The 23,060-nt window shown below is 57.0% G+C and carries 25 protein-coding genes; 14 read left to right on the top strand and 11 right to left on the bottom strand.

Translation table 11 applies throughout. The annotated features are described in order from the left end of the window. Positions 1 to 72 precede the first annotated feature (72 nt). The 3 genes from cpaB to AC2FD9_RS20710 all read right to left on the bottom strand — a co-directional run bounded on the left by cpaB (position 73) and on the right by AC2FD9_RS20710 (position 1,613). Positions 73 to 942: a Flp pilus assembly protein CpaB gene (cpaB, locus tag AC2FD9_RS20720; RefSeq protein WP_496838673.1), complete on the bottom strand. Its 870-nt coding sequence runs from the start codon at positions 940 to 942 to the stop codon at positions 73 to 75. Positions 943 to 1,090: 148 nt separating this feature from the next. After that, positions 1,091 to 1,315, bottom strand: a complete 225-nt coding sequence (locus AC2FD9_RS20715) for a hypothetical protein (RefSeq protein WP_282120038.1) — start codon at positions 1,313 to 1,315, stop codon at positions 1,091 to 1,093. A gap of 85 nt (positions 1,316 to 1,400) precedes the next feature. Continuing rightward, positions 1,401 to 1,613, bottom strand: coding sequence for a Flp family type IVb pilin (locus tag AC2FD9_RS20710; protein ID WP_282120037.1), 213 nt, complete (start codon positions 1,611 to 1,613; stop codon positions 1,401 to 1,403). Between the two features lie 353 nt (positions 1,614 to 1,966). Here AC2FD9_RS20710 and AC2FD9_RS20705 point away from each other — a divergent pair, with 353 nt between their 5' ends. Further along, complete coding sequence (locus AC2FD9_RS20705; protein WP_496838671.1) at positions 1,967 to 2,827, top strand: lytic transglycosylase domain-containing protein; 861 nt, start codon at positions 1,967 to 1,969, stop codon at positions 2,825 to 2,827. Between the two features lie 42 nt (positions 2,828 to 2,869). Here AC2FD9_RS20705 and AC2FD9_RS20700 read toward each other — a convergent pair whose 3' ends face one another. The 5 genes from AC2FD9_RS20700 to tldD all read right to left on the bottom strand — a co-directional run bounded on the left by AC2FD9_RS20700 (position 2,870) and on the right by tldD (position 9,913). Then, on the bottom strand, positions 2,870 to 3,496 hold the full coding sequence (locus AC2FD9_RS20700; RefSeq protein ID WP_058276937.1) for a CoA transferase subunit B: 627 nt from the start codon (positions 3,494 to 3,496) through the stop codon (positions 2,870 to 2,872). Beyond that, the gene (locus tag AC2FD9_RS20695; protein WP_108861806.1) at positions 3,496 to 4,200 is read right to left on the bottom strand and encodes a CoA transferase subunit A; all 705 of its coding nucleotides are present in this window, start codon (positions 4,198 to 4,200) and stop codon (positions 3,496 to 3,498) included. The genes AC2FD9_RS20700 and AC2FD9_RS20695 overlap by 1 nt, the downstream gene beginning before the upstream one ends. 103 nt (positions 4,201 to 4,303) lie before the next feature. Then, positions 4,304 to 6,943: a type I DNA topoisomerase gene (topA, locus tag AC2FD9_RS20690; protein WP_496838670.1), complete on the bottom strand. Its 2,640-nt coding sequence runs from the start codon at positions 6,941 to 6,943 to the stop codon at positions 4,304 to 4,306. A 174-nt stretch (positions 6,944 to 7,117) separates the two neighbouring features. Continuing rightward, complete coding sequence (gene dprA, locus AC2FD9_RS20685; protein ID WP_496699811.1) at positions 7,118 to 8,251, bottom strand: DNA-processing protein DprA; 1,134 nt, start codon at positions 8,249 to 8,251, stop codon at positions 7,118 to 7,120. 240 nt (positions 8,252 to 8,491) lie between these two features. Then, positions 8,492 to 9,913, bottom strand: coding sequence for a metalloprotease TldD (gene tldD, locus AC2FD9_RS20680; protein WP_496838667.1), 1,422 nt, complete (start codon positions 9,911 to 9,913; stop codon positions 8,492 to 8,494). Positions 9,914 to 10,089: 176 nt separating this feature from the next. Between tldD and coxB the strand changes: the two genes are divergently transcribed. The 12 genes from coxB to AC2FD9_RS20620 all read left to right on the top strand — a co-directional run bounded on the left by coxB (position 10,090) and on the right by AC2FD9_RS20620 (position 20,681). Further along, positions 10,090 to 11,001, top strand: a complete 912-nt coding sequence (gene coxB / locus AC2FD9_RS20675) for a cytochrome c oxidase subunit II (RefSeq protein WP_058272310.1) — start codon at positions 10,090 to 10,092, stop codon at positions 10,999 to 11,001. A gap of 85 nt (positions 11,002 to 11,086) precedes the next feature. Beyond that, the gene (gene cyoE / locus AC2FD9_RS20670) at positions 11,087 to 12,043 is read left to right on the top strand and encodes a heme o synthase (RefSeq protein ID WP_496838439.1); all 957 of its coding nucleotides are present in this window, start codon (positions 11,087 to 11,089) and stop codon (positions 12,041 to 12,043) included. Continuing rightward, entirely contained in the window at positions 12,040 to 12,201 is a 162-nt protein-coding gene (locus AC2FD9_RS20665) for a cytochrome c oxidase system small membrane protein (protein ID WP_170561014.1), read from the top strand. The genes cyoE and AC2FD9_RS20665 overlap by 4 nt, the downstream gene beginning before the upstream one ends. Next, entirely contained in the window at positions 12,201 to 12,776 is a 576-nt protein-coding gene (locus tag AC2FD9_RS20660; RefSeq protein ID WP_496838437.1) for a cytochrome c oxidase assembly protein, read from the top strand. The genes AC2FD9_RS20665 and AC2FD9_RS20660 overlap by 1 nt, the downstream gene beginning before the upstream one ends. Positions 12,777 to 12,798: 22 nt before the next feature. Next, a complete protein-coding gene (locus AC2FD9_RS20655) occupies positions 12,799 to 13,614 on the top strand; it encodes a cytochrome c oxidase subunit 3 (RefSeq protein ID WP_058272267.1) in 816 nt (271 codons plus the stop codon). Positions 13,615 to 13,784: 170 nt separating this feature from the next. Then, complete coding sequence (locus AC2FD9_RS20650) at positions 13,785 to 14,462, top strand: SURF1 family protein (protein WP_282169115.1); 678 nt, start codon at positions 13,785 to 13,787, stop codon at positions 14,460 to 14,462. Further along, positions 14,459 to 15,847 carry a threonine synthase gene (gene thrC, locus AC2FD9_RS20645; protein ID WP_496838663.1) on the top strand — a complete coding sequence of 463 codons (1,389 nt, stop codon included), beginning with the start codon at positions 14,459 to 14,461 and terminating at the stop codon, positions 15,845 to 15,847. The genes AC2FD9_RS20650 and thrC overlap by 4 nt, the downstream gene beginning before the upstream one ends. Next, the gene (locus AC2FD9_RS20640; RefSeq protein ID WP_472724215.1) at positions 15,844 to 17,106 is read left to right on the top strand and encodes a M16 family metallopeptidase; all 1,263 of its coding nucleotides are present in this window, start codon (positions 15,844 to 15,846) and stop codon (positions 17,104 to 17,106) included. Before thrC ends, AC2FD9_RS20640 begins: the two co-directional genes overlap by 4 nt. Beyond that, positions 17,106 to 17,690 (top strand): GNAT family N-acetyltransferase, encoded by a 585-nt coding sequence (locus AC2FD9_RS20635; protein ID WP_058272263.1) that lies wholly within the window; start codon positions 17,106 to 17,108, stop codon positions 17,688 to 17,690. The genes AC2FD9_RS20640 and AC2FD9_RS20635 overlap by 1 nt, the downstream gene beginning before the upstream one ends. A gap of 24 nt (positions 17,691 to 17,714) precedes the next feature. Then, a complete protein-coding gene (locus AC2FD9_RS20630) occupies positions 17,715 to 18,320 on the top strand; it encodes an imm11 family protein (RefSeq protein WP_496838662.1) in 606 nt (201 codons plus the stop codon). Positions 18,321 to 18,408: 88 nt separating this feature from the next. Then, positions 18,409 to 19,227 (top strand): MBL fold metallo-hydrolase, encoded by an 819-nt coding sequence (locus AC2FD9_RS20625; protein WP_496838660.1) that lies wholly within the window; start codon positions 18,409 to 18,411, stop codon positions 19,225 to 19,227. A gap of 38 nt (positions 19,228 to 19,265) precedes the next feature. Then, positions 19,266 to 20,681, top strand: coding sequence for an FAD-binding oxidoreductase (locus tag AC2FD9_RS20620; protein ID WP_496838658.1), 1,416 nt, complete (start codon positions 19,266 to 19,268; stop codon positions 20,679 to 20,681). A gap of 34 nt (positions 20,682 to 20,715) precedes the next feature. Here AC2FD9_RS20620 and AC2FD9_RS20615 read toward each other — a convergent pair whose 3' ends face one another. Together AC2FD9_RS20615 and AC2FD9_RS20610 are read right to left on the bottom strand one after the other, a co-directional pair. Then, the gene (locus AC2FD9_RS20615) at positions 20,716 to 21,198 is read right to left on the bottom strand and encodes a fasciclin domain-containing protein (protein ID WP_496838656.1); all 483 of its coding nucleotides are present in this window, start codon (positions 21,196 to 21,198) and stop codon (positions 20,716 to 20,718) included. Between the two features lie 170 nt (positions 21,199 to 21,368). Next, positions 21,369 to 21,908, bottom strand: coding sequence for an adenine phosphoribosyltransferase (locus AC2FD9_RS20610; protein WP_058272309.1), 540 nt, complete (start codon positions 21,906 to 21,908; stop codon positions 21,369 to 21,371). A gap of 308 nt (positions 21,909 to 22,216) precedes the next feature. Between AC2FD9_RS20610 and AC2FD9_RS20605 the strand changes: the two genes are divergently transcribed. Continuing rightward, entirely contained in the window at positions 22,217 to 22,390 is a 174-nt protein-coding gene (locus tag AC2FD9_RS20605) for a hypothetical protein (protein WP_496838655.1), read from the top strand. A 4-nt stretch (positions 22,391 to 22,394) separates the two neighbouring features. On the opposite strand, the gene AC2FD9_RS20600 is transcribed toward AC2FD9_RS20605, so the two are convergent. Then, positions 22,395 to 23,024, bottom strand: coding sequence for a LysE family translocator (locus AC2FD9_RS20600; RefSeq protein WP_496838653.1), 630 nt, complete (start codon positions 23,022 to 23,024; stop codon positions 22,395 to 22,397). Between the last annotated feature and the right edge of the window lie 36 nt (positions 23,025 to 23,060).

The following is a 23,060-nucleotide window of genomic DNA, read 5'->3' as shown; positions in this document are numbered from 1 at the left end:
AATGCGCAACATTCGAAACGAAACAAGCCGCGCTGATGGCGCGGCTTGTGGCTTTAACGTTTTGATTTTGCGCTAGTTTGTGCAGGGAATGGGTGTTTGGACGATTTCCGCGCCACGACGAATGTTGGTGAAGCACTTTCGTTCCTCAACCTGAACAGGCGCTGGTGCGGCAGCTTCGATTCCCAGCAGTTTTCTTTGGTCCACTTCAATCGCAGTCGCAATGGTCTCATCCTGGGTGCCGACCAATGCCAGTGACAAGCGCCCGGTGTTCTGAGCTTGGGCGAGTGCGGCGACCTGTTCCGGGGTTATTGCAACAGTGACCGTCCTGGCGATTGTTGTGCCGGTCACGTCCGATCCCGCGGATTGATCAATTGCAATCAATTCAATGTTGGTCTGGATAAGACGTGTGATCTCTCCCTCGCCGCCAGTACCTCTTAGGGATCCGGTCCAGTAAACGTCGACGTTATCGCCCGGGCGCAAAAAGCCAGACACGCCAGATGCTACATCTACGCTGATGGCAAAAGCTCGCATGCCTTTCTCAAGGCGCGAGGTAAGGCCAGCCGATTCGCCGGGCTGGGTTACTTTGATTTCCAAAAGCGCCTCGTCTTTTTCTATCGTGCGAAGGATAAAGCGATCGCCCTTACCATCTTGCGGAAACAACGCGGTCATGTCCGAGAAAGTTCCTTCAGGAATCGCGTCCTCTGGCCACTGCACGACGCGCACATCGTCTTCTGCCAGACGCTCGCCGTATTTCATCGCCCGATTCAAAACCATGACGTCCACTGTAGGAATTGTCTTAACGTTCGCCAGAGCGTTTTGAGTAGCCAGCCTCTCGCGCTCTAGTTCCGCCTGGGTTTGACTGATGTAGTCCTTTGCCAGGTACACAGCACCACCGGCCAGAGCGACCCCAATAATCAGAACAAGTCCAAATACCGCACGCATTCGCGTCCCCTCACACTTCTTTTTTGGTTTGGTGTCGATCAGAATACGACATCATTTGCCCCCTGTGTAAACGTGAATTGTGTCGAAAAGGGGGACAATGTTGGGTAAATTGGCAAACCTTGTTCTAGGAAACTAGGAAATAGTGCCGTTAAGAGCCGGAGCCGGAAAATTCCACTGAGATTTCCAATGAATCAACTTGGGTTGCCACTCCGTTCATTGATCTGCCGTTGGCTTCATCAATTGCCTTCAGAGGGGCGAAAAAGTAAATGCCCACGAAAGCAGCTAGCCCTACCACTGCTGCGGTTAGAACGACCCAATCAACTGTGACCGCCCCATCTTCGTTTTTCAGGAATTTTTCGAGTCTGTTCAACATCAGAGCACCAGAGACGGAAGTTTAGAAAAAAATAGGGGCCAAGCTAGTTCAAGCATGGCCCCACCCCAGATAGTCTGTACCTGGATTAGTTGTCGGTTGGGTTGACGTCAGGCGTCTGAACGGCAGTCGAAACGCTTGTCAACGATGTGCCAACGCTGTCCGACACGGCTTTGGTGCCGTTACCGATCTGAGTGTATGCAACTGCGGCCAGGCCAACAACGGCTGCGGTCAGAACGACCCAGTCTACTGTTACGGCGCCGTCTTCGTCTTTGCGGAAGTTCTTGATGAACTTGATCATGTTACGTCCCTCCTAAAGGATCTAAAAAAGTCAATTAAACCTAGGCGTCTATCAGAGCTTCCTCTCTCAGTCCGCTCCCGATCGTCTCGGTATGGCACTATGATTGACCGCTGTGCATGGCAGGAATTGGGCCAAACCCTATTTTTTTTTGGTGAAGTTTAACTTTTTGGTAGTTTTTCTGGTAACTACTTAAAAATAAACAATAAAAAAACAAACCTAACAGAGGTTGTCTGGTCGCCCCGATGCAAATTTGCGGCAAATGAGGCGAAATTGCCCCATTTCGCATTGTTTTTCTGGCCTTGCGGGCAGATTCGAGGTTCAACTCAACCAAAAGAAAAACATGAGGCAGGCAAATGAATCTCCGGCTCGCAATGACTTGCGCCGGTTTGGCGGCGTTGATGCTGTCTGGCCCAGTGCCAGTCGTGGCGAACGAGGTTGAGCCAAGAGGCGTTTACAAACGGGTCAAGGCCCCAAAGCCTGGCACGCGGCCACGCGTCACGGTCCAGATTACGCCCGATGAGCATGCGAAGACCCCGTCTGCCCCTAGTACAGGCATAGAATTAGTCGAACCTGAAATCATCGCGCGCACGCGTGTCATACCGCCAACTCTTCCCGGTGCGGGCAAAAAACCGGTTGGTTCGTACAAGGCTTTCTGGGAAAGGGTGTCGCCATCATTGACCGAGGCCGGGTCCGGACGGCTGCACGATGCCATGAATGCACTGGCTGCCATCAACGTCGCGGCACCGCGTTTACAGACCCTGCAAAATATCGCCCAACAGCGCCGCGTGGATATTCTGCGCTCGACCGTGGGAACAAATGTCTCACCGGCATTGGTTCTGGCGGTCATTTCCGTGGAATCCGCCGGGCGCACTGACGCTGTAAGCTCGGCAGGGGCACAAGGATTGATGCAGCTGATGCCTGCAACCGCCAAACGTTTTGGGGTTCAGGACAGTACGCAGCCGTCGCAAAACATTGCGGGAGGTGTGAAGTACCTGAACTGGCTGATGGAAGAATTCGGTAACGACCCGATCCTCGTCCTTGCAGGGTATAACGCTGGGGAAGGGGCCGTACGTAAGCACGAGGGCGTCCCACCTTACGCAGAGACCCGTGATTACGTACCCAAGGTTCTTGCAGCGTTTCAGGTGGCGCGGGCGTTGTGTTCGACACCGCCTCAGCTGATTACGGATGGGTGTGTATTCCAATCGTTGAACTGAAAATGGCCCACCCGAAACGGTGGGCCTTTTCATTGGTGTGAATTAGTTGACGATGTTGGCTTCGGTCGCAGCGCGGATCTCGTCTTCGGTCACGCCTTCGGCAATCTCGATGATCTTCAGGCCGCCATCAACCACGTCCAGAACGCCAAGGTTGGTGATAATGCGATTCACCACCTTCTTGCCGGTCAGGGGCAGGGTGCACTTCTTCAGCAGCTTGGACTTGCCGTGCTTGTTGGTGTGATCCATCACGACGATAACACGTCGAACGCCTGCAACCAGGTCCATCGCGCCGCCCATGCCTTTGACCAGCACGCCCGGAATCATCCAGTTGGCCAGATCACCTTCTTCATCGACCTCCATCGCGCCCAGAACCGCAGCAGCAATCTTACCGCCGCGGATCATGGCAAACGATGTAGCACTGTCGAAATAGGCGGTACGGGACAGCTCCGTGATCGTCTGCTTGCCAGCGTTGATCAGATCCGGGTCTTCTTCGCCTTCAAAGGGGAAGGGGCCCATGCCAAGCATTCCGTTCTCGGATTGCAGGGTGATGTCCTTGTCGCCCACATAGTTAGCCACCAGCGTCGGAATACCGATGCCGAGGTTTACATACATGCCGTCTTCCAGCTCTTGTGCCGCACGTGCGGCCATCTGATTACGATCCCAGGGCATTATGCTTCCTCCTTCTTACGGGTGGTGCGTTGTTCGATGCGCTTTTCATGCTGACCCTGAATGATGCGATGCACGTAGATGCCGGGCAGGTGGATCATATCGGGGTCCAGCGAACCACGCGGCACGATTTCCTCGACCTCGGCGATGCAGATCTTGCCACAGGTCGCAGCAGGTACGTTAAAGTTGCGCGCGGTCTTGCGGAAAATCAGGTTGCCGGTGTCATCGGCCTTCCATGCTTTGACAATGGCCAGATCGGCAAAGATGCCTTCTTCCAAGATGTAAGTCTCGCCATTGAAGTCTTTGTGCTCTTTACCATCGGCGATCACGGTGCCCACACCGGTCTTGGTATAGAACCCGGGGATGCCTGCGCCACCAGCGCGCATGCGTTCGGCCAGGGTACCTTGCGGGTTGAATTCGAGCTCCAGCTCTCCAGCCAGATATTGGCGCATGAACTCGGCGTTTTCACCGACGTAAGAGCTGATCATCTTTTTGACCTGCTTGGTCTGCAGCAGGATGCCGATACCGAAATCGTCGACGCCGGCGTTGTTCGAAGCAAACGTCAGATCTTGAGCGCCCGAGTTCTTGATCGCCTCAAGCAGCAGTTCGGGAATACCGCACAGGCCAAAACCGCCTGCCGCGATCATCATGCCGTCCGAAATCACTCCATCGAGCGCTTCGGTGGCATTGGCATAGACTTTCTTCATGGAAAACTCCCCCAATGACATGGTGATGGCGCAGGTTGTGCCGCCACGTCACGGGGAAGTCAATGAAACCAAGGGGTAGGTGGTATTTCTACCTAGCCAGTCGTTAGGTGGCCGCCTTTTTGGTTGTTTTCTTGGCAGCAGCTTTCTTTTTCGGAGCCGCTTTTTTCTTGGTGCCCTTTTTAGTTGCGCGTTCGTTGACCAGTTCGATGGCCATTTCCTGTGTCACATCTTCGGGCTTAATATCTTTTGGAATGGTCGCGTTGACCTTTTCCCATTTCACGTATGGCCCATAGCGCCCATCCAGAACCTGCATCGCGCCGCCATCTGGGTGCTCGCCTAATTCCTTCAACGCTTTTGCCGCTGCGCGACGGCCACGCCCGGGGTTGGCGCGCTTTTCAGCCAGCAACTCGACAGCGCGGTTCATGCCGATTTCAAACACGTCGTTGGGGTCTTTGAGGTTTGCGTAGACCGGCTTGGCCTCATCCGCCAACTGATGCATCAGATAGGGACCAAACCGCCCAAAGTTCGAGCTGATCATGCCACCCTCTGGGTGTTCGCCAATCTGGCGGGGCAGGGACAACAGCGTCAGCGCCTTGTCCAGATCCATGTCATCCTTGCTCCAGCCACGCGGTAGTGAGGCGCGCGGTGGTTTTTTGTTCTCGGGCGTCGGTTCGCCGCGCTGAACATAGGGGCCAAACCGGCCGGACTTCAGCCAGATATCTTCCCCTGCATCTTCGCCCAGAAGACGTTCCTCGCCTTCGGCACCTTCGCCGGCGATGGGGCGCGTATAGGTGCACTCTGGATAGTTGCCACACCCAACGAACCCGCCGGTGCGCGAAGTTTTCAGGTGCAACTGACCCAGACCGCATTTCGGACAGACACGCGGGTCCGAGCCGTCTTCACGCGGCGGGTAAAGTTGCGGCGCCAGGGCTTCGTCGAGTTTGTCCAGAACCTCAGAAATCCGCAATTCGGACGTTTCGCCGATAGCAGCCGAGAAATCGCGCCAGAACTTGCTCAGCAACTCCTTGTAGTCTCGCCCACCGGCGCTGACGTCGTCCAATTGTTCTTCCAGATTGGCGGTGAACTCATACCCCACGTACTGCCGGAAGAAGTTCAGCAGGAAGATCGTAACGATCCGGCCCTTCTCCTCGGGGATCAGCCGGTTCTTGTCTTTGCGCACATATTCCCGGTCCTGAATCGTGGTCACGATCGAGGCATAGGTCGACGGTCGCCCGATCCCCAGCTCTTCCATCCGCTTGACCAGCGTAGCCTCGGTGTAGCGCGGCGGCGGTTGAGTGTGGTGCTGCAGGGCCAGTACAGATTCGTTCTCGGACAGAATGGCCTCTTTCGCGGCTTTTTCAGTGCCCTCGCTGGTCGCTTTGGTGAACTGATCTCGCAGGGATGTTTTGGCAAACCGAGCTGGATCGCCCTGCATGATTTGCGGCAGGCGCTTTTCATCATCATCGGCCACGTCGTCGCGGCCTTCTTCATAAACGCGCATGAACCCGTCGAACAGAACAACCTGACCGGTGGCGCGCAGGCCGACCTGGCCGTCATCGCTGCCAATCTCGACCGTAGTGCGCTCCAGCCGGGCCGCAGCCATCTGGCAGGCAATGGTACGTTTCCAGATCAGGTCATACAGTTTGCGCTGATCCTCATCTGTGACCTTCAGCGCCTTGGTATCGCGGGACATATCCGTCGGGCGGATACATTCGTGCGCTTCCTGGGCGTTCTTGGCCTTGTTTTTATAGATACGCGGGCTGTCCGGCACGTATTCTGCACCGTAACGGTCTGCGATGGTATCGCGAGTGGCCGCCACGGCCTCGGGCGCCATGTCGATGCCGTCGGTCCGCATATATGTGATGTAGCCCGCCTCGTAGAGGCGTTGAGCAACCTGCATCGCGTGACGCGCGCCCATTCCGAACTTGCGGCTTGCTTCCTGCTGCAAGGTAGAGGTCATGAAGGGTGCACTGGGGTTACGCGCGGCAGGCTTGGCCTCGACCGAAGTAACGCTCAGCGCGCGGCTGGTGATGGCCTGCACCGCCAGTTCGGCCTGCGTGGCGTTGGCCAGATCATGTTTGTCCAGTTTTTTACCAGCCAGCGTGACCAGGCGCGCCTCAAAAGTCTGGCCGCGCGGTGTTTCGAACACTGCCTTCACAGACCAATATTCGACTGGTTTGAACGCTTCGATCTCCATCTCGCGCTCGACGATCAGGCGCAGACAGACTGACTGAACGCGACCGGCAGACTTCGCGCCGGGCAGCTTGCGCCACAGAACCGGTGACAAGTTGAAACCCACCAGATAGTCCAACGCGCGGCGGGCCAGATAGGCCTCGACCAAAGGCATGTCGACCTGGCGCGGGTTCTGCATCGCCTCGGTCACCGCATCCTTGGTGATCGCGTTGAAGGTCACGCGGCTGACAGGCGTATCTTTCTTGATCGAGCGGCGCTTGGTAAGGGCTTCTTGCAGGTGCCAGCTGATGGCCTCACCCTCACGATCAGGGTCAGTCGCGAGAATCAGAGCGTTGTCTTCTTTCAGCGCATCGGCGATGGCTTTGACATGTTTGCGGCTGTCGTTGCCGACCTCCCATTTCATCTCAAATTCATGCTCGGTATCGACGGATCCGTCCTTGGGCGGCAAGTCCCGGACATGGCCATATGAGGCCAGCACCGTGTAGTCAGGGCCAAGATATTTGTTGATTGTTTTGGCCTTGGCAGGGGATTCTACAACAACTACAGGCATTTAAGGGAAAACCTCGCTCGACGGAATTGGCGCCTTCTATGATCGTGCAAGATGTGGAGGGCAAGGGCGAATTGTCAATGCGTTCCTTTGAACACAGGAATTATGTGGTAATTTCAACCACGTAACCTGTGCATAAAAAGGACTTGGGCAGAAACCAGGCCTCAGCGATGAAGGTTATGCTGACAGCGACAGGAGGCCGCCGGGCTGGCGCTGGATCTGTCCCTCGAGTTCCAGATCAATCAATGCGGGTCCGATTTCTCCGGCCGTTGCGGCAATGTCGCGGATCAACTGATCTTCGGCAATCGGGGAGGGGCCCAATCGCGACAGGATTTCACGATGCAGCGCGGCACCTGCGATCACCGGTTCTGCCACTACGTTGGGTACGGTGAGGGCTTCGGCCTGACGGGCAGTTGCTTGTTTCGGTAGCGCCTCAATGACGTCTTCGGCGGCTCGCACCAATATCGCGCCGTCCCGGATCAGCATATTGCACCCGGCAGCGCGTGCATCGAAAGGGTGCCCGGGTACGGCCAGAACCTCGCGCCCCTGATCCAAGGCGTCCCGTGCGGTAATCAGACTGCCGGATTTTGCGGCAGCTTCGACGACGACAACCGCTTGGGCCAGACCTGAGATAATCCTGTTTCTGCGCGGGAAGTGCCGGGCCTGCGGTGTGACGCCCATAGGCTGTTCAGAGACACGCAACCCGGTTTGGCCAATCTTTTCCGCCAAAACAGTGTTTTCGGTGGGATAGACGACATCCACGCCGCCCGCCATCACAGCGACGGTGCCCGTTTCAAGCGCGGCCATATGGGCCGCTGTATCAATGCCGCGTGCCAGGCCGGACACAACGACATAGCCTTGCTTGCCGAGATCTGTGGCAAGCCCCCGCGCCATCCGCGCCCCCAGGGACGAACAATTCCGCGCACCGACCAGTGCAATCGACCGGCGCTGCAGCAGAGAGCTATCTCCAATCGCCCAAAGCATTGGCGGGGCGTCGGATAGATCGTTCAAGGCATCTGGATAATCGGCGGAGCCAAGGCACAAAAGGTGCGCGTTCGCGGCTTTTGCGGCCTTGAGTTCCGCCTCAATCACGCCGGGGGGGCAAACTTCGTACCCATCAATTCCGGCAGCGCGTGCCATCTCCGGCAGCGCGGCCAGCGCGTTCTGCGCCGAGCCATGTTCCCGCAGCAACCGACGAAACGTCGCCGGACCAACCTTGCGAGAGCGCAACAGACGAAGCCAGGAAAACCGATCCTCTTCCGTGGTGGGTGGGAGTGTGGGGTGATAGGAAGAATGCTGCTCTTCGGTCATCCGATGCTCCGCCTGATTGCAGAACTGGTTTACGATTGCTGGGGTTAACAGCTTGTGAATCTCTTCAAATTATCCGGATAATTTTCGGCGTTTATCACTTAGAGTTATTTAGTGCGTTGAAATGTATGAAATAAACACAACGGCCTTCAATGCGGGCGCCTGACAGGATGTTAAGGCGCCGGCAGGCTAAAAGCGCAGCGTTAACCCTGCGCTCTCGATTTCCCGCCAAGCGATTCCCGGCTATGCGGCCGATCCGCCGACTGTCAGGCCATCCATCAGAACGGTAGGCTGGCCAACGCCGACCGGTACCCACTGGCCGTCTTTGCCACAGGTTCCCATGCCCGGATCCAGCGCCATGTCGTTGCCCAATCCCCGAATGCGTTTAAGGGCGGATGGACCGTCGCCGATCAGGGTCGCGCCTTTGACCGGCGCCCCTATCTTGCCGTTTTCGACGCGGTACGCCTCGGTGCAAGAGAACACGAATTTGCCGTTGGTGATATCCACCTGACCGCCGCCGAAACCAACGGCCCAGATTCCGTCCTTGATGTCCTCAACCAAAGAGGCCGGATCGGCGTCGCCCCCCAGCATCACAGTGTTCGTCATCCGCGGCATGGGTTTGTGCGCATAGCTTTGCCGCCGCCCGTTTCCGGTGGGGGCCCCGCCCATCAGGCGTGCGTTTTGGCGATCCTGCATATAGCCGGTCAGGACGCCATCTTCGATCAAGACAGTCCTGGAACTGGGTGTGCCTTCGTCATCCAAAGAGATCGAGCCCCGACGATCCGGGATTGTGCCGTCATCAACAACGGTCACGCCTTTGGATGCGATCTGCTGTCCCATCAAACCGGCAAAGGCCGAGCTTCCCTTGCGGTTAAAGTCACCCTCCAAACCGTGTCCGATTGCCTCGTGCAATAGGATGCCTGGCCAACCGGGGCCAAGCGCGACCTCCATCACGCCGGCAGGGGCCGGGATCGCGTCGAGATTGACCAAGGCGATCCGCAACGCCTCGCGCGCTTTGTCCTGCCAATCCGACGGATCGATCAGGCCGTCTAGCCCGACGCGCCCGCCACCCCCGGCCGAGCCACTTTCGCGGAGACCGTTCTGTTCGACGATGACCGAGATATTGAGGCGGGTCATTGGCCGCACGTCTCGCATCAGTACGCCGTCCGGGCGCAAAATCTCGACTTCTTGCACGGCTGCGGCGATTGTCGCGCTAACCTGCACGACGCGGGGATCCATGTCGCGGGCATAGGCGTCGATCTCGCGCAGTGTTTCGATCTTGACCGGGAAATCAGCGGATTCAATCGGGTCTTCGTCCGTATAAAGGCGGGTATTGGTAGCGCGCGGACCATCGGCCAGCGTGCCGCCGCCGTCGCCAACAGCCAGGCGCGCGGTCTCGGCTGCCCGCTTCAGCGCCGGAATTGAGACATCGGTGGAATGCGCATACCCGGCAACTTCGCCCTGCACCGCCCGCAGGCCAAACCCTTCGGATGCGTCATAAGACGCCGTCTTCAAGCGCCCGTCGTCAAAGACCAAAGCCTCGGATTTTCGCCGCTCGACAAACAGCTCACCGTCTTCTGCCCCAGAAGTGGCGGATTGCAAAACCGCAAGCGCCTCGTCCTGCGGAATAGCGCTATCAAATGGGCGAAACGGGTCATTGGACATCTGTTGGGACCTTCCGAGTTTGATCCAGATCAAAAATAGCGTCTGTTTGACGCAAGCATTTTGCTTTATCTACCCGACGGAATATGGTTTTTAACGCGGCCAAAGACAACGGGAGAGGTGCGACTGATTCACACCTTTTCGCCAGAGAAGCAAAGATCAGACGATCAGGACAGAAAATGAAGAATGCTTTGATGCTTTCGGGGTTGATGACAGCCCTCTCCAGCCTTCCCGCAATGGCTCAGGAGCTTGAGATTATTGGTAAGCCGGTTGATGGCGGCCTTGGGTTCCAGCCCGCGGCCACCAGCCTGGCCTCGGGGATTCAGCGGCTGGATGATATGATTCTGGTGATCATCACCGCGATCTGTTTGTTTGTTGCGGGTCTGCTGATCTACTGCATCATTCGCTACAATTCGCGTAACAACCCTGAACCGGCGCGATTCTCGCACTACACCCCGGTTGAGATTGCCTGGACCCTTGGCCCGATCCTGATTCTGGTCTTCATCGGTGCCTTCTCGCTGCCAGTTCTGTTCAATCAGCAGGAAATTCCCGAAGGCGACATCACCATCAAAGTCGTTGGGAACCAGTGGTACTGGACCTACGAATACGTTGATCACGATTTCGCCTTCGACAGTTATCTGCTGGGCCATCCTGCCACATTGGATGAAGGCGCACGCCCGGCTGATGCGGATGTGACCCCGTTTGTTCTGAACGACGCGATGCGTGCCAAGCTGGCGGATGCGGGCTACAGCGATGACGAATGGCTGCTGGCCACCGATACCGCAGTTGTGGTTCCGGTTGGCAAAGTCATCGTCATGCAGGTTACCGCTTCGGACGTGATCCACTCGTGGACCATCCCGTCCTTCGGCGTGAAGCAGGACGGTGTTCCGGGTCGACTGGCCGAACTGTGGTTCGAGGCCGAAAAGGAAGGCATCTATTTCGGTCAATGTTCCGAACTGTGCGGCAAGGATCACGCTTATATGCCGATCACCGTCAAAGTGGTCAGCGAAGAGGCGTATGAGCAGTGGCTGCAAGGCGCACTGGAAGAGTATGCAGGTCAGCCCGCAGCCTATCAGGTTGCATTCAAGTAATGACCCGCGCGGGCTGAAAAGCTCGCGCCAAAGGTAATGCAGGCTGCGCGGTATCCGCGCAGCTTTCGCCCCAGAAGGACCGGAAATGAGCGACGCAAGCATCAATGCCAGCACAGTAGGCGCCCAATCCCACGCGGATGAGGCCAGCTTTGGCGATTTCTTTGCCTTGCTGAAGCCGCGTGTGATGTCGCTGGTCGTGTTCACCGCTTTGGTCGGCCTTCTTGCGGCACCGGTCCCTGTTCATCCATTCGTCGGCTTTTGCGCCATCCTGTTCATCGCCATTGGCGGTGGCGCATCCGGCGCTTTGAACATGTGGTGGGACGCCGATATCGACCGCGTGATGAAGCGTACCAAAGGCCGCCCGATCCCCTCTGGCAAGGTCCAGGAGGGTGAGGCGATGGCAATCGGGCTGGCCCTGTCGGGGCTGTCCGTTATTATGCTGGGTCTGGCAACCAACTGGTTTGCTGGCGCTTTCCTGGCCTTCACGATCTTTTTCTACGTTGTCGTCTATACGATGTGGCTGAAACGCTCGACGCCGCAAAACATCGTGATCGGCGGCGCGGCAGGGGCATTCCCGCCGGTCATCGGCTGGGTTGCCGCAACGGGGTCTATGTCCATCGAGCCGTGGCTGATGTTTGCCCTGACTTTCATGTGGACCCCGCCGCATTTCTGGGCTCTGGCGCTGTTCATGCGCTCGGATTACGACGATGCGGGTGTTCCGATGCTGACCGTCACACATGGTCGTCGCGCCACGCGCTGGCACATTCTGGTATATACCGGGCTGCTGGCCATGCTGGCTGTTGGAACCGCATTCTCGGGTATTGGCGGTCCGATCTACCTGACCGTCGCTGTGGTGTTGAACGCGCTGTTCCTGCGCGGAGCGTGGCAGATTTCGCGCCGGAACGAGGAAGACTCCGAGGCCGACAATTTCAAGGTCGAACGCGCGTTCTTCAAGCTGTCGCTGCTGTATCTGTTCCTGCATTTCGGTGCTATCTTGGTCGAAGCACTGCTGAAGCCCTATGGGCTGGGAGGTTGGTCATGAGCCTGCGCAAGAGCCACGAACTTCACCAACGCCGGTTCAGCCGTAACCTTGGGGTCGGCCTGACGCTGGCCGCCTTTATCGTGATCATATTCGGTCTGACGGTCGTAAAGGTTTCAGGCACTGATTTCAGCTTGGCGACGCAAGAGGTACAGAACTGATGGCGCTGACAGGTCCTCAGAAAACTGTTGCGCAGACAGTTGGCGTGGTTGTCCTGATGGGCAGCCTGGCCTGGGCATCTGTTCCGTTTTACGACTGGTTCTGCCGTGTCACCGGTTTTGGTGGCACCACCGGTGTGGCCGCGACTGCACCCGAAGACATTCTGGATCGCAAGGTGACCATCCGCTTTGACGCCTCGAAGGCGAAAGGCATGGCATGGGAATTCAAGCCGGTCGAGCGCGAGATGGAAGTGCGTATTGGCGAAACCGGACTGGCCTTTTACGAAGCCTACAACCCGACCGACCGCCCCATTGCCGGGCAGGCGTCCTATAACGTGACTCCGTATTCGGCCGGCGGGTACTTTCAGAAAATTGCCTGTTTCTGCTTTGAAGAGCAGGTGCTGCAACCCGGTGAACGTGTTGAGATGCCGGTCACCTTTTTCGTCGACCCTGAAATGGTCGAGGATCTTGAAGCTAAGTATGTTCATACGATCACACTGTCGTATACATTCTACGAAATTGACCTGCCCGAGGGCGTTGCCGCCCTTGAGACGCAGGCTGATATAACAACGAACTAACGCCTGTAGGTGAGGGACGCTGATGGCACACGCAAAAAACCATGATTATCACATTCTGGCCCCGTCGATCTGGCCTCTGATCGGCGCGATCGGCGGCTTTGTGATGCTGTTCGGAGCCGTCCTGTGGATGCACGGGGTTACCTCGTGGATGTTCTGGGCCGGTCTGGTAGCCGTTCTTTACACCATGTTCGCATGGTGGTCCGAGGTTGTGGTCGAAAGCCGCCAGGGCGATCACACGCCAGTTGTCCGCATTGGCCTGCGCTATGGCTTCATCCTGTTCGTTATGTCCGAGGTGATGTTCTTCTTTGCCTGGTTCTGGTCGTTCTTCAAACATCGCATGTACCCGATGTACGATTATGCCGGTACCGAGTACATCCAGCCTGACATTCATGCGGTTGACCCGTTCCACCTGCCGCTGATCAACACTCTGGTCCTGCTGCTGTCGGGCTGTGCAATCACCTGGGCGCACCACGCGCTGGTACACGGCAATGATCGCAAGGCGCTGGTGCAGGGCTTGGCCATCGGTATCGCTCTGGGCGTCGCATTCACCGGTCTGCAGGCATTTGAATACTATGAGCTGCTGGCGCATGAAGGCTGGAAATTCGGCGGTGATCAGTTCTATTCGAACTTCTTTATGGCAACCGGCTTTCACGGTTTCCACGTGCTTATCGGTACCATCTTCCTGTCAGTGTGCTTAATCCGGGCGCTTAAGGGTGACTTCACACCTGAGAAACACGTCGGGTTTGAGGCGGCTGCCTGGTACTGGCACTTCGTTGACGTTGTCTGGCTGTTCCTGTTCTTCGCAGTATACATCTGGGGCCAAGCGCCGTTGATGTAGCGCCAGACGGGCGAACAAATTGCAAAAGCCGCCCTTTTGGGGCGGCTTTTTCTCTATTCGGGACGCAAGATTGCGCCCCATACAATTGCAAGGTTGCCTTTCTGCGGCTGCAGCCCTTAACAAGACGCCGGCTCTTGCTGAGCCTTCGAACAACACAACCTGGTCCTGACATGCGCCGCATTCTCTTTCTGATGATCTTTGGCATTGCCGGTCTGGCGATCCTTGTGTCGCTGGGTGTCTGGCAAATGCAGCGGTTGGCGTGGAAACAAGGCGTTTTAGCCGAAATTGAAAATCGGATTTCAGCCGATCCGGTTGATTTGCCTGACACCGTGTTGCCTGATGCTGATAAGTACCTGCCGGTCACAATTGCGGGCGAGGTCGAGCCGGGTGAGATCCACGTTCTTGTCTCGGTCAAACAGGTTGGGGCGGGCTATCGCATCATCCAGTCTTTTAGCACAAATGACCGGACAATTCTTGTGGACCGGGGCTTTGTTCCTGTGACCGCGAAGCACGATCAAAGGCTGAATGGACCGATGGAGATCACTGGAAATCTGCACTGGCCGGACGAAATTGACGGCTACACGCCTGAGCCGGATATTGACGACAATATATGGTTTGCCCGCGATGTACCGAACCTGGCCGCTGCACTTGGGGCTGAGCCTGTTCTGCTAATCGCGCGGTCGCAAACCGACCCCAACATCACACCCTTGCCTGTTTCGGTGACGGGTATCCCGAATGATCACTTGCAATATGCAATAACATGGTTTGGCCTGGCTTTGGTCTGGGCCGCGATGACCGGATATTTTCTGTGGCGCAGCCGCGCCCCTTCTGAGAGTGACGCGACATGAAATACATCTCGACCCGCGGGCAGGCGCCCGAACTGACGTTTGAAGAGGCGATGCTGACCGGATTGGCTCGTGACGGTGGTCTGTACCTGCCTGCCGAGATCCCGGTGATGACGCAGGATGAGATCGCGGCACTGGCCGGACTGCCCTTTGAGGAAATCGCGTTCCAGGTGATGTGGCCCTATGTCAGCGGATCTTTCGGTGAGGGTGAGTTCAAAGAGATCATCGGCCGCGCCTACGAAGGCTTCGGCCATGACGCCCGCGCGCCATTGAAGCAGTTGAACGAAAACCACTTCCTGTTGGAGCTGTTCCACGGGCCGACCTTGGCCTTCAAAGACTTCGCCATGCAGCTGATCGGTCAACTGTTTCAGGTGGCGCTGAAACGCCGTGGTGACCGTGTAACCATCGTTGGCGCGACCAGTGGCGACACCGGATCGGCTGCGATTGAAGCGTTCCGGGGGCTCGACGCCGTGGACGTGTTCATCTTGTTCCCGCATGGCCGAGTTTCGGAAGTGCAGCGTCGGCAGATGACGACACCTGCGGACCGCAACGTGCATGCGTTGGCCATGGACGGCGATTTTGACGATTGTCAGGCTGCGCTGAAGGACATGTTCAACGATTTCGACTTCCGCGACGGCGTGAAGCTGGCTGGCGTGAATTCGATCAACTTTGCCCGTGTTCTGGCGCAAATCGTCTACTACTTCTCCGCTGCAGTCAGCCTCGGCGCACCGCATCGCAAGGTCAGCTTTACGGTGCCGACCGGCAATTTCGGTGACATCTTCGCGGGCTACCTTGCCAAGCGCATGGGCCTGCCAATTGATCGTCTGGTTGTCGCAACCAACCAGAACGACATTCTGCACCGTTGCCTGTCGGGCGAGGGGTACTTCAAGGGCGACACCATCCCCTCGATCAGCCCGTCGATGGACATTCAGGTCAGTTCGAACTTTGAGCGTGCGCTCTACTATGCGTATGGCGAGGATGGCGGCGCTGTCGCGCAGTTGATGGATGAACTGAAGAACGGCGGCTTCAATGTCAGCCAGGGCGCAATGGAAGCGCTGCGCGAAAGCTTTGACTCGGGCCGTGTATCCGAGGATGAGACGCTGGCGACAATCAAGTCCACTCTGACCCACAGTGCGGAATTGGTTTGCCCGCATACCGCCGTGGGCATCAAGGTTGCAGAAGAAAATCGCGCGGCCGACGTTCCGATGATCACACTGGCCACCGCGCATCCCGCAAAATTCCCGGCAGCGGTCGAGAAGGCAAGCGGCGAACATCCGCCTCTTCCATCCCGCATGTCTGATCTGTATGAACGTCCGGAACGGGTGACCCGCATCGCCAACGATCTGGGCACCCTCGAGGATCATATCAGAAGGCATATCGCTGAGTGACTGTCAGACAAGACCAACTGAAGAACGGATTTCGTATCGTCAGTGAACATATGCCGGGGTTGCAATCGGCGGCCATCGGCATTTGGGTGACCGCCGGTGGGCGGCACGAGCGGATTGAACAGAACGGTATCGCGCATTTCCTTGAGCATATGGCTTTCAAGGGAACCCAGCGCCGTTCAGCTTTGCAAATCGCCGAGGCGATTGAGGACGTGGGCGGGTATATCAACGCCTACACGTCGCGCGAAGTAACGGCTTATTACGCGCGTGTTCTCAAAGACGATGTGGCGCTGGCGATGGATGTCATCGGTGACATCGTTCTGAACCCGATCTTCGACCCGCGTGAGATCGAAGTTGAACGCGGTGTGATCCTACAGGAAATCGGTCAGGCCTATGACACGCCCGACGACGTGATCTTTGACTGGTTGCAAGAGCAGAGCTATCACGATCAACCGCTGGGTCGAACCATTCTGGGTCCGACCGAACGAGTCAGTGCGTTTTCGCGCGAAGATTTGTCCGGGTTTGTGGCTGAACACTATGGTCCTGAACAGATGATCCTGTCTGCTGCTGGTGCCGTTGATCATGATGCGTTAATGAAAACCGCTGAAGCGTTGTTTGGCCATCTTAAACCCCGCAAAGGGCTGATCCCAGAAACCGCCCGTTTCACTGGCGGCGAAGCGCGGCAGGAGAAAGAGCTGGAGCAGGCGCATTTCGCACTGGCGCTGGAAAGCCCCGGCTATCGCGACGATGCGATCTATACCGCACAGATTTATTCGACGGCGCTTGGCGGCGGCATGTCCTCTCGCTTGTTCCAGGAAGTGCGCGAAACACGCGGATTGTGCTATACGATCTTTGCGCAGACCGGAGCTTATGCCGATACCGGCACGACGACGATCTACGCCGGAACGTCGGCGGATCAGGTCGCAGAGCTGGCCAGCATAACGATTGATGAGATGAAGCGCGCCGCCGAAGACATGAGCGCCGAAGAGGTTGCCCGCGCCCGCGCGCAGATGAAAGCCGGTATGCTGATGGGGCTGGAAAGCCCGTCGAACCGGGCGGAACGTCTGGCGCGTCTGGTGCAGATCTGGGACCGGGTTCCCTCGCTTGAGGATGCCGTGGCCAAGATCGACGCCGTCAGCACCGAAGATGTGCGTGCCTTCGCCGAACAGATGGCAGTGCAGGCCCCTGCTGCGCTGGCGCTTTACGGTCCTGTCTCGGGCGCACCCACGCTGGCGCAATTGCAGGAGAGGCGTGCGGCGTGATGCTGTTGGGCAGACGCAAGCTGAAACTTGAAACCGAGCGCCTGAGCTTGCGCCCGCCCGCGCATTCCGACTTTAACGACTGGGCGGCGCTACGGCGCGCGTCACAGGAATACCTGACCCCGTGGGAACCGATCTGGGCCAAGGATCACCTGAGTCGAAAATCCTTTACCAACAGGGTTTATTGGGCGCAGCGCTCCGTGGCCGGTGGGACGGCGATCCCACTGTTTTTGTTTCGTCGCACGGATGATGTGCTTTTGGGGGCCATCACGCTGGACAATGTCCGTCGCGGCCCGGCGCAGGCAGGAACCTTGGGATATTGGACGGGCCAGTCTTTTGCCCGTCAGGGTTACATGCGCGAGGCCATTGGTGCGATCGTTCATCACGCCTTTACCCGACTGGACCTGAGTAGGATTGAGGCTGCCTGCCTGCCCGAGAACAAACCATCACGTGGGTTGCTGGAAAGTTCGGGGTTTAAATACGAGGGCGTGGCGCAGTCGTATCTGCAGATCAACGGGCGGTGGCGGACGCATGTGCTGTATGCCAGCCTAAGGTCGGACCGGCGCGGGAAGACGGACGCGGGGTAGGGCATTGCGCGGTCCCAAAAGCCAATGATCTGGGTCAGCGACGCTATGGTGGGCACGGCGAGCATCAAAGGGTTTGATCAAGATAATTATCTTGAAAACAACGAACTTGCCGTCGATGCAATGAAGCGGAACAATGTTGGCGAGGCTTTGCCCGCAAATCGCTTCCCCAAGGAAATGTACGCTGAATACAAAGACAAAAAGGAAAAGAAACAGCCCGACCTATTCAATGCCGGCGGGACTTGGACGGTGTCTTCCGCGTGTGCGGCAGTTCTGCGCCAGTTTGATCTTGGCGACGGGAATCTCTATCCAGTCAAACTGTTTCAGCATGACCGTGCCACTCCGGTTGAAGGAGAATATTATTGTCTGAACTTCGGCAATCAAAAAGCTGCAGTGCTGACAGATCAATCTCCGAACATTGATAGACCCTACGAAAATCAAGAAGTTTATCAGCCACCGTTGGTCATGAAAGACAAAGACATCGCCGTGAGCGCGATAGCATTGGATGGCCCGGATATCTGGATTGACCCACAAATGCGCCGCGCATTTTTTGTGAGTGATCCGTTGGCTCAAGCGCTACGTGCGGCGAAAGTCTCGCGCCCGTTCAAGCTGCGGGAGTGCATCGTTCTCTGAATTGCTCCTAGAAAATGCCAAATCCGTGAATTCACTCACGCGATATCTGCAGGCGTGACTTACCCGTGTTCTGCGCTACACTCCGGACATGCGCTGGATTGTTGCGGTATTGATGGTGATCTCGGGTGAGGCTTCGGCACAGGAACGGCGGCCGAGCCATTGCATTGCCATAGCGGATGCCGCACCGGGGATTGAATATATTCACAAAGCGGCCTGGCAGGATCCGGTGCCCGAGTTTTCGGTCCGGATCAGCTATGTTGCTCACGCGTCATTTATGATCCAGACGCAGGGCGGGTTGAACGCAGTGACGGACTTCACCGGTTTCATCGGCAGCGCGGATCTGATCCCGGACGTGGTGACGATGAACCATGCCCACGGCACCCATTGGACCGCCCATCCGGATCCTGCCATCCCAAATGTGTTGCCGGGGTGGGGCGAGTTCGGGCAGGGGATCGAACACTATCTTGATTTGGGAGAGATGCTGATACGCAATGTCTCGACCGATATCCGATCCTCTTATGGTGGTGTGGAAGAGCGCGGAAATTCTATCTTTGTGTTTGAGGTTGAAGGGTTGTGCATAGGCCATCTGGGTCATCTGCACCACGTGCCGTCAGATGAACAATTTGCCGCCCTGGGGCGTTTGGATGTTGTGATGGCTGCGGTGGATGGTGGAACGACGATGCCGCTGCCGGAAATGATCACTGTATTGAAGCGGCTGAAAAGCTCTGTCATCATTCCAATGCACTGGTTTTCCAGTTTCTCACTGGACCGTTTTCTGGTCGATATCCGCAACGACTTCCCCGTTGAGCGCAAAGGTGTGTCTGAGATCACCGTGTCTCTTCGCACGTTACCTGATCGCCCGACGGTTGTGGTGCTTGAGCCGCAATACCTCATCGAACTGGAATAAGGCTTGTCGGGGCGTCACGACTTGGGCAAGGAAAGGGTATGAAACTAAACCCTGCCGATGACAATTTTGCCCAATCAATCCGCACTGCGCTGGGCGATGATATTCTGCACCCTGTCGAGGAACGATACCTGGAAGAGCCGCGCCGCAGGTTCGCAGGCCGTGTCGGCGTTTTGGCGCTGCCGAAGTCGGTAGAACAGGTTTCGACGCTCGTTCGGCTCGCCTCGGATGCTTCGGTTCCCGTCATGCCTTACGGCGGCGGCACCGGATTGGTCGGCGGGCAGGTGATGGCTGACGGCCCGGCCCCGTTGCTTATTTCTCTGGAGCGGATGTCAGCCATCCGGGCGGTTTATCCGACCGAGAACATTCTTATCGCCGAGGCCGGTGCCATTCTGGCCGATGTTCAGGCTGCTGCGGAAGAAGCTGATCGATTGTTCCCGTTGGCATTGGCGGCGCAAGGGTCTTGCCGGATTGGTGGAAATCTTGCGACGAATGCGGGTGGCGTCAATGTATTGCGCTATGGCAATGCGCGCGACCTGTGTCTTGGGTTGGAAGCAGTTCTTCCGAATGGTGAAATCTGGCACGGCCTCAGCCGATTGCGCAAGGACAACACTGGGTATGATCTGCGCAACCTGCTGATCGGGGCGGAAGGTACACTGGGGATAATCACAGCCGCGTCGTTGAAGCTGTACCCGCGCCCGACCGAAACCGGCACCGCGATGTTCCAGGTGACCTCTTTGGATGCTGCCATTGAATTGCTGGCGCTGGCACGCGATCAGGTGGGCGAGGGGGTCAGCACCTTTGAGCTGATCCACAAGCAAGGCCTGCAATTCCTGTCCGAGGTTTTGCCCGATATCCGCCAGCCCTTTGACGTCCAGCCTGAATGGATGGTGCTTATTGAATTGGGCCTTTCTGGCGGTGCGTCACCGTCAGACGCGCTGATGGCGCTGTTCGAAACAGCGGAGGCGCGCGGGCTTGTAGGTGACGCGGTCATAGCCCAAAGCGAAGCGCAAAGATTGGAGCTTTGGGCCGTACGTGAGCAGATTCCCGAAGCCAACCGGTTGATCGGTTCGGTCTCGAGCCATGACATCTCGGTCCCGATCTCGCAAATCCCCGAATTCATCCTGCGAGGGTCCGAAATTGTACGCGGGTTGGGGGATTTCCGGATTAACTGTTTTGGGCATCTTGGTGACGGCAACCTTCACTACAACGTGTTCCCGCCGCAGGGGCATAGCCGTTCAGAGTATGACGCACAGCGGCAAACGGTAAAACGCTTGGTGCATGATTTGGTGCATGAGTTCGGTGGCTCGATTAGCGCTGAACACGGCATAGGGCGTTTGAAAACGGATGATCTAAGCCGCTATGGCGATCCGGTAAAGCTGTCGGCGATGCGCTCGATCAAGGCAGCGCTTGATCCAAAAGGGATCATGAATCCGGGTGCCGTTCTAAAGGCGTAGGCGCGGCCCGTTTAACACAGGCCGCGCGCTGAGTTCACGATGCGGGCAGAATAACTTTGTCAATCACGTGGATGACGCCGTTCGATGTCTCGATGTCTGCCTGAACAACGTTCGCGTCGTTGACCATGACGCCGTTATCAAGGTCAATTTTGACTTCTCCGCCTTGTACGGTTGCGGCTGTCATGTCATCGGACAGATCGCCTGACATCACTTTCCCGGGCACCACATGGTAGGTCAGGATGGCAACCAGTTGATCCTTGTTCTCGGGCTTCAGAAGGGTTTCAACTGTGCCTTCGGGCAAAGCGGCAAAGGCGTCATCAGTGGGGGCAAAGACGGTGAAAGGGCCTTCACCTTTCAGAGTATCTACGAGTTCTGCGGCCTGAACGGCTGCGACGAGAGTTTCAAAGCTGCCTGCACCGACTGCGGTGTCGACAATATCCTTGGAGTGACCATCAGCATAAGCGGCTGTTCCTACGAAAAAGCTTGCGACACCGGCAATTGCGAGTTTGCGAAACATGGTATGATATCCCTTGTTGGAATGCCCTTGGTGGCATCAACTGGGATACGGGGCGGCATCGAAGGGAGATCACTGAATATGTCGATAAGTTCGGGTTGATCCAATGAAAAACCGCGCTAAGCTAGCGCGGTTTCAGGTTTCCACTCACGATCTTGTGAATGCGCAGCTTGTCAAAGGCCTTCAAATTCGCACAGGACGTGGACATCCATACCCATATCCTCCAATGCCTTGCGCCCGCCCAATTCGGGCAAGTCGATAATGAACGAGCATGAGACGATCTCGCCGCCCAATCGTTCGATCAGTTTGATTCCCGCGGCCGCGGTTCCACCTGTTGCAAGCAGATCATCGACTACGAGTATTTTTTCACCCGGTTGAATGGCGTCATCATGGATCTCAACAATCGCTTCGCCGTATTCCAACTTATAATCTTGGCTGATCGTAGTTCCCGGCAGCTTGCCCTTTTTGCGGATCGGCACAAAGCCGACACTCAGCTGGTGCGCGATGGCGCCGCCTAGGATAAAGCCACGCGCCTCGAGGCCAACGACCTTGTCGATGCGCTCACCGGCATAGGGGTGCAGCATTTGATCGATCGCCATGCGGAAACCGCGCGGATCAGCGAACAGGGTCGTTACGTCCCGGAACATGATCCCCTCATGTGGGAAATCAACGATGGTCCGAATGTAATCTTTGACCGACTTGTTTCTGGACATGGCCATCCCCTCTGGCGTCAAAACACGCTGGGCTGTTTGGCCCATTGGTGTGAGTCATGCAAGGAAAGATTGCCACCCCAGACGTCCGGCGGTTCGACTGGCGGTAGTCGCGATACAGTGCATCGACCGGCCGCGTCAGATATGGTTTGTACCCCTTGCCCTGATCTTTTGAAAAACTCGCCTGAGCGACATGAAGGTTCGTTGCCATAACCTTCTTTTGTTGTTAGGTGCTCGTGAATTACAAACTATATGCGAAGTATATACAAAGCCTATCTTACAGGCCTGGGAATTTGATGGGGATGGGACGCGTGGGAACGAAAGACAGTAAGATTTCAACCAAGAAAAACAGTCAGTTGGTCCTGCGGTTGGATAAGGATGAACGGGACGATTTTGTTCAGCTATGCAAAGAGTTGGACACTTCGGCCGCGCGAGAAATCCGGCGGTTCATTCGCGGTTTCATGAAGGAACACGCTGAGGGCTGAGCCCTCAGGCCGGGCGGCGCAGGACAGCCGTAGCCACTCCCATCCCGATTAATGCCAGCCCTCCGAACCGGGTCATAGCGGTGATGACGCCTGAACGGCCGATCATCTTGCGTAGGTGGTCCGCCAAAAGGGCGTATGCCAGCGAATTCAGCCATGCCAGCCCCACAAAGGTTGCGATCAGGATAGCAAATTGCGGTCCGAGCGGGTCAGCCGGGCGCAGAAACTGAGGAACGAAAGCGATAAAAAACGCGATAGATTTCGGGTTCAACGCGGTGACGGCGGCAGCATGGCCAAAAACGCTGTGTGCGGTGACATTGCGCCCGGTGTCCACAGTCTCAAGCCCGCCTGATGGCGCGCTGCGCAACAGTTTGATCCCCAGCCAGACCAAATAGGCGGCACCGACCCATTTGAGGGCCGTGAATAGGGCAGCCGAGGCCAGGACCAGCGCACCAAGCCCCAAAAGAGAGGCCGTCATAGCCACCAGATCTCCAACAGCTACACCCGTCGCCGAGGCGACAGCCACGCTGCGCCCCTTGGATAGGGCATAGCTGAGCACCAGCAAGACCGTCGGGCCTGGGATCAATAGTAAGGCGGTAGATGCAGCGACAAAGGCGAGCCAAAGGTCAAGGGACATCGGAAATCCTGTGAATACGTTTCCCGCAGCAAGCCC

The organism is Ruegeria sp. YTSC230 (assembly GCF_059609665.1).
Note: the sequence above shows the minus strand (reverse complement) of the source record. Positions and strands in the feature narration are given on the sequence as shown.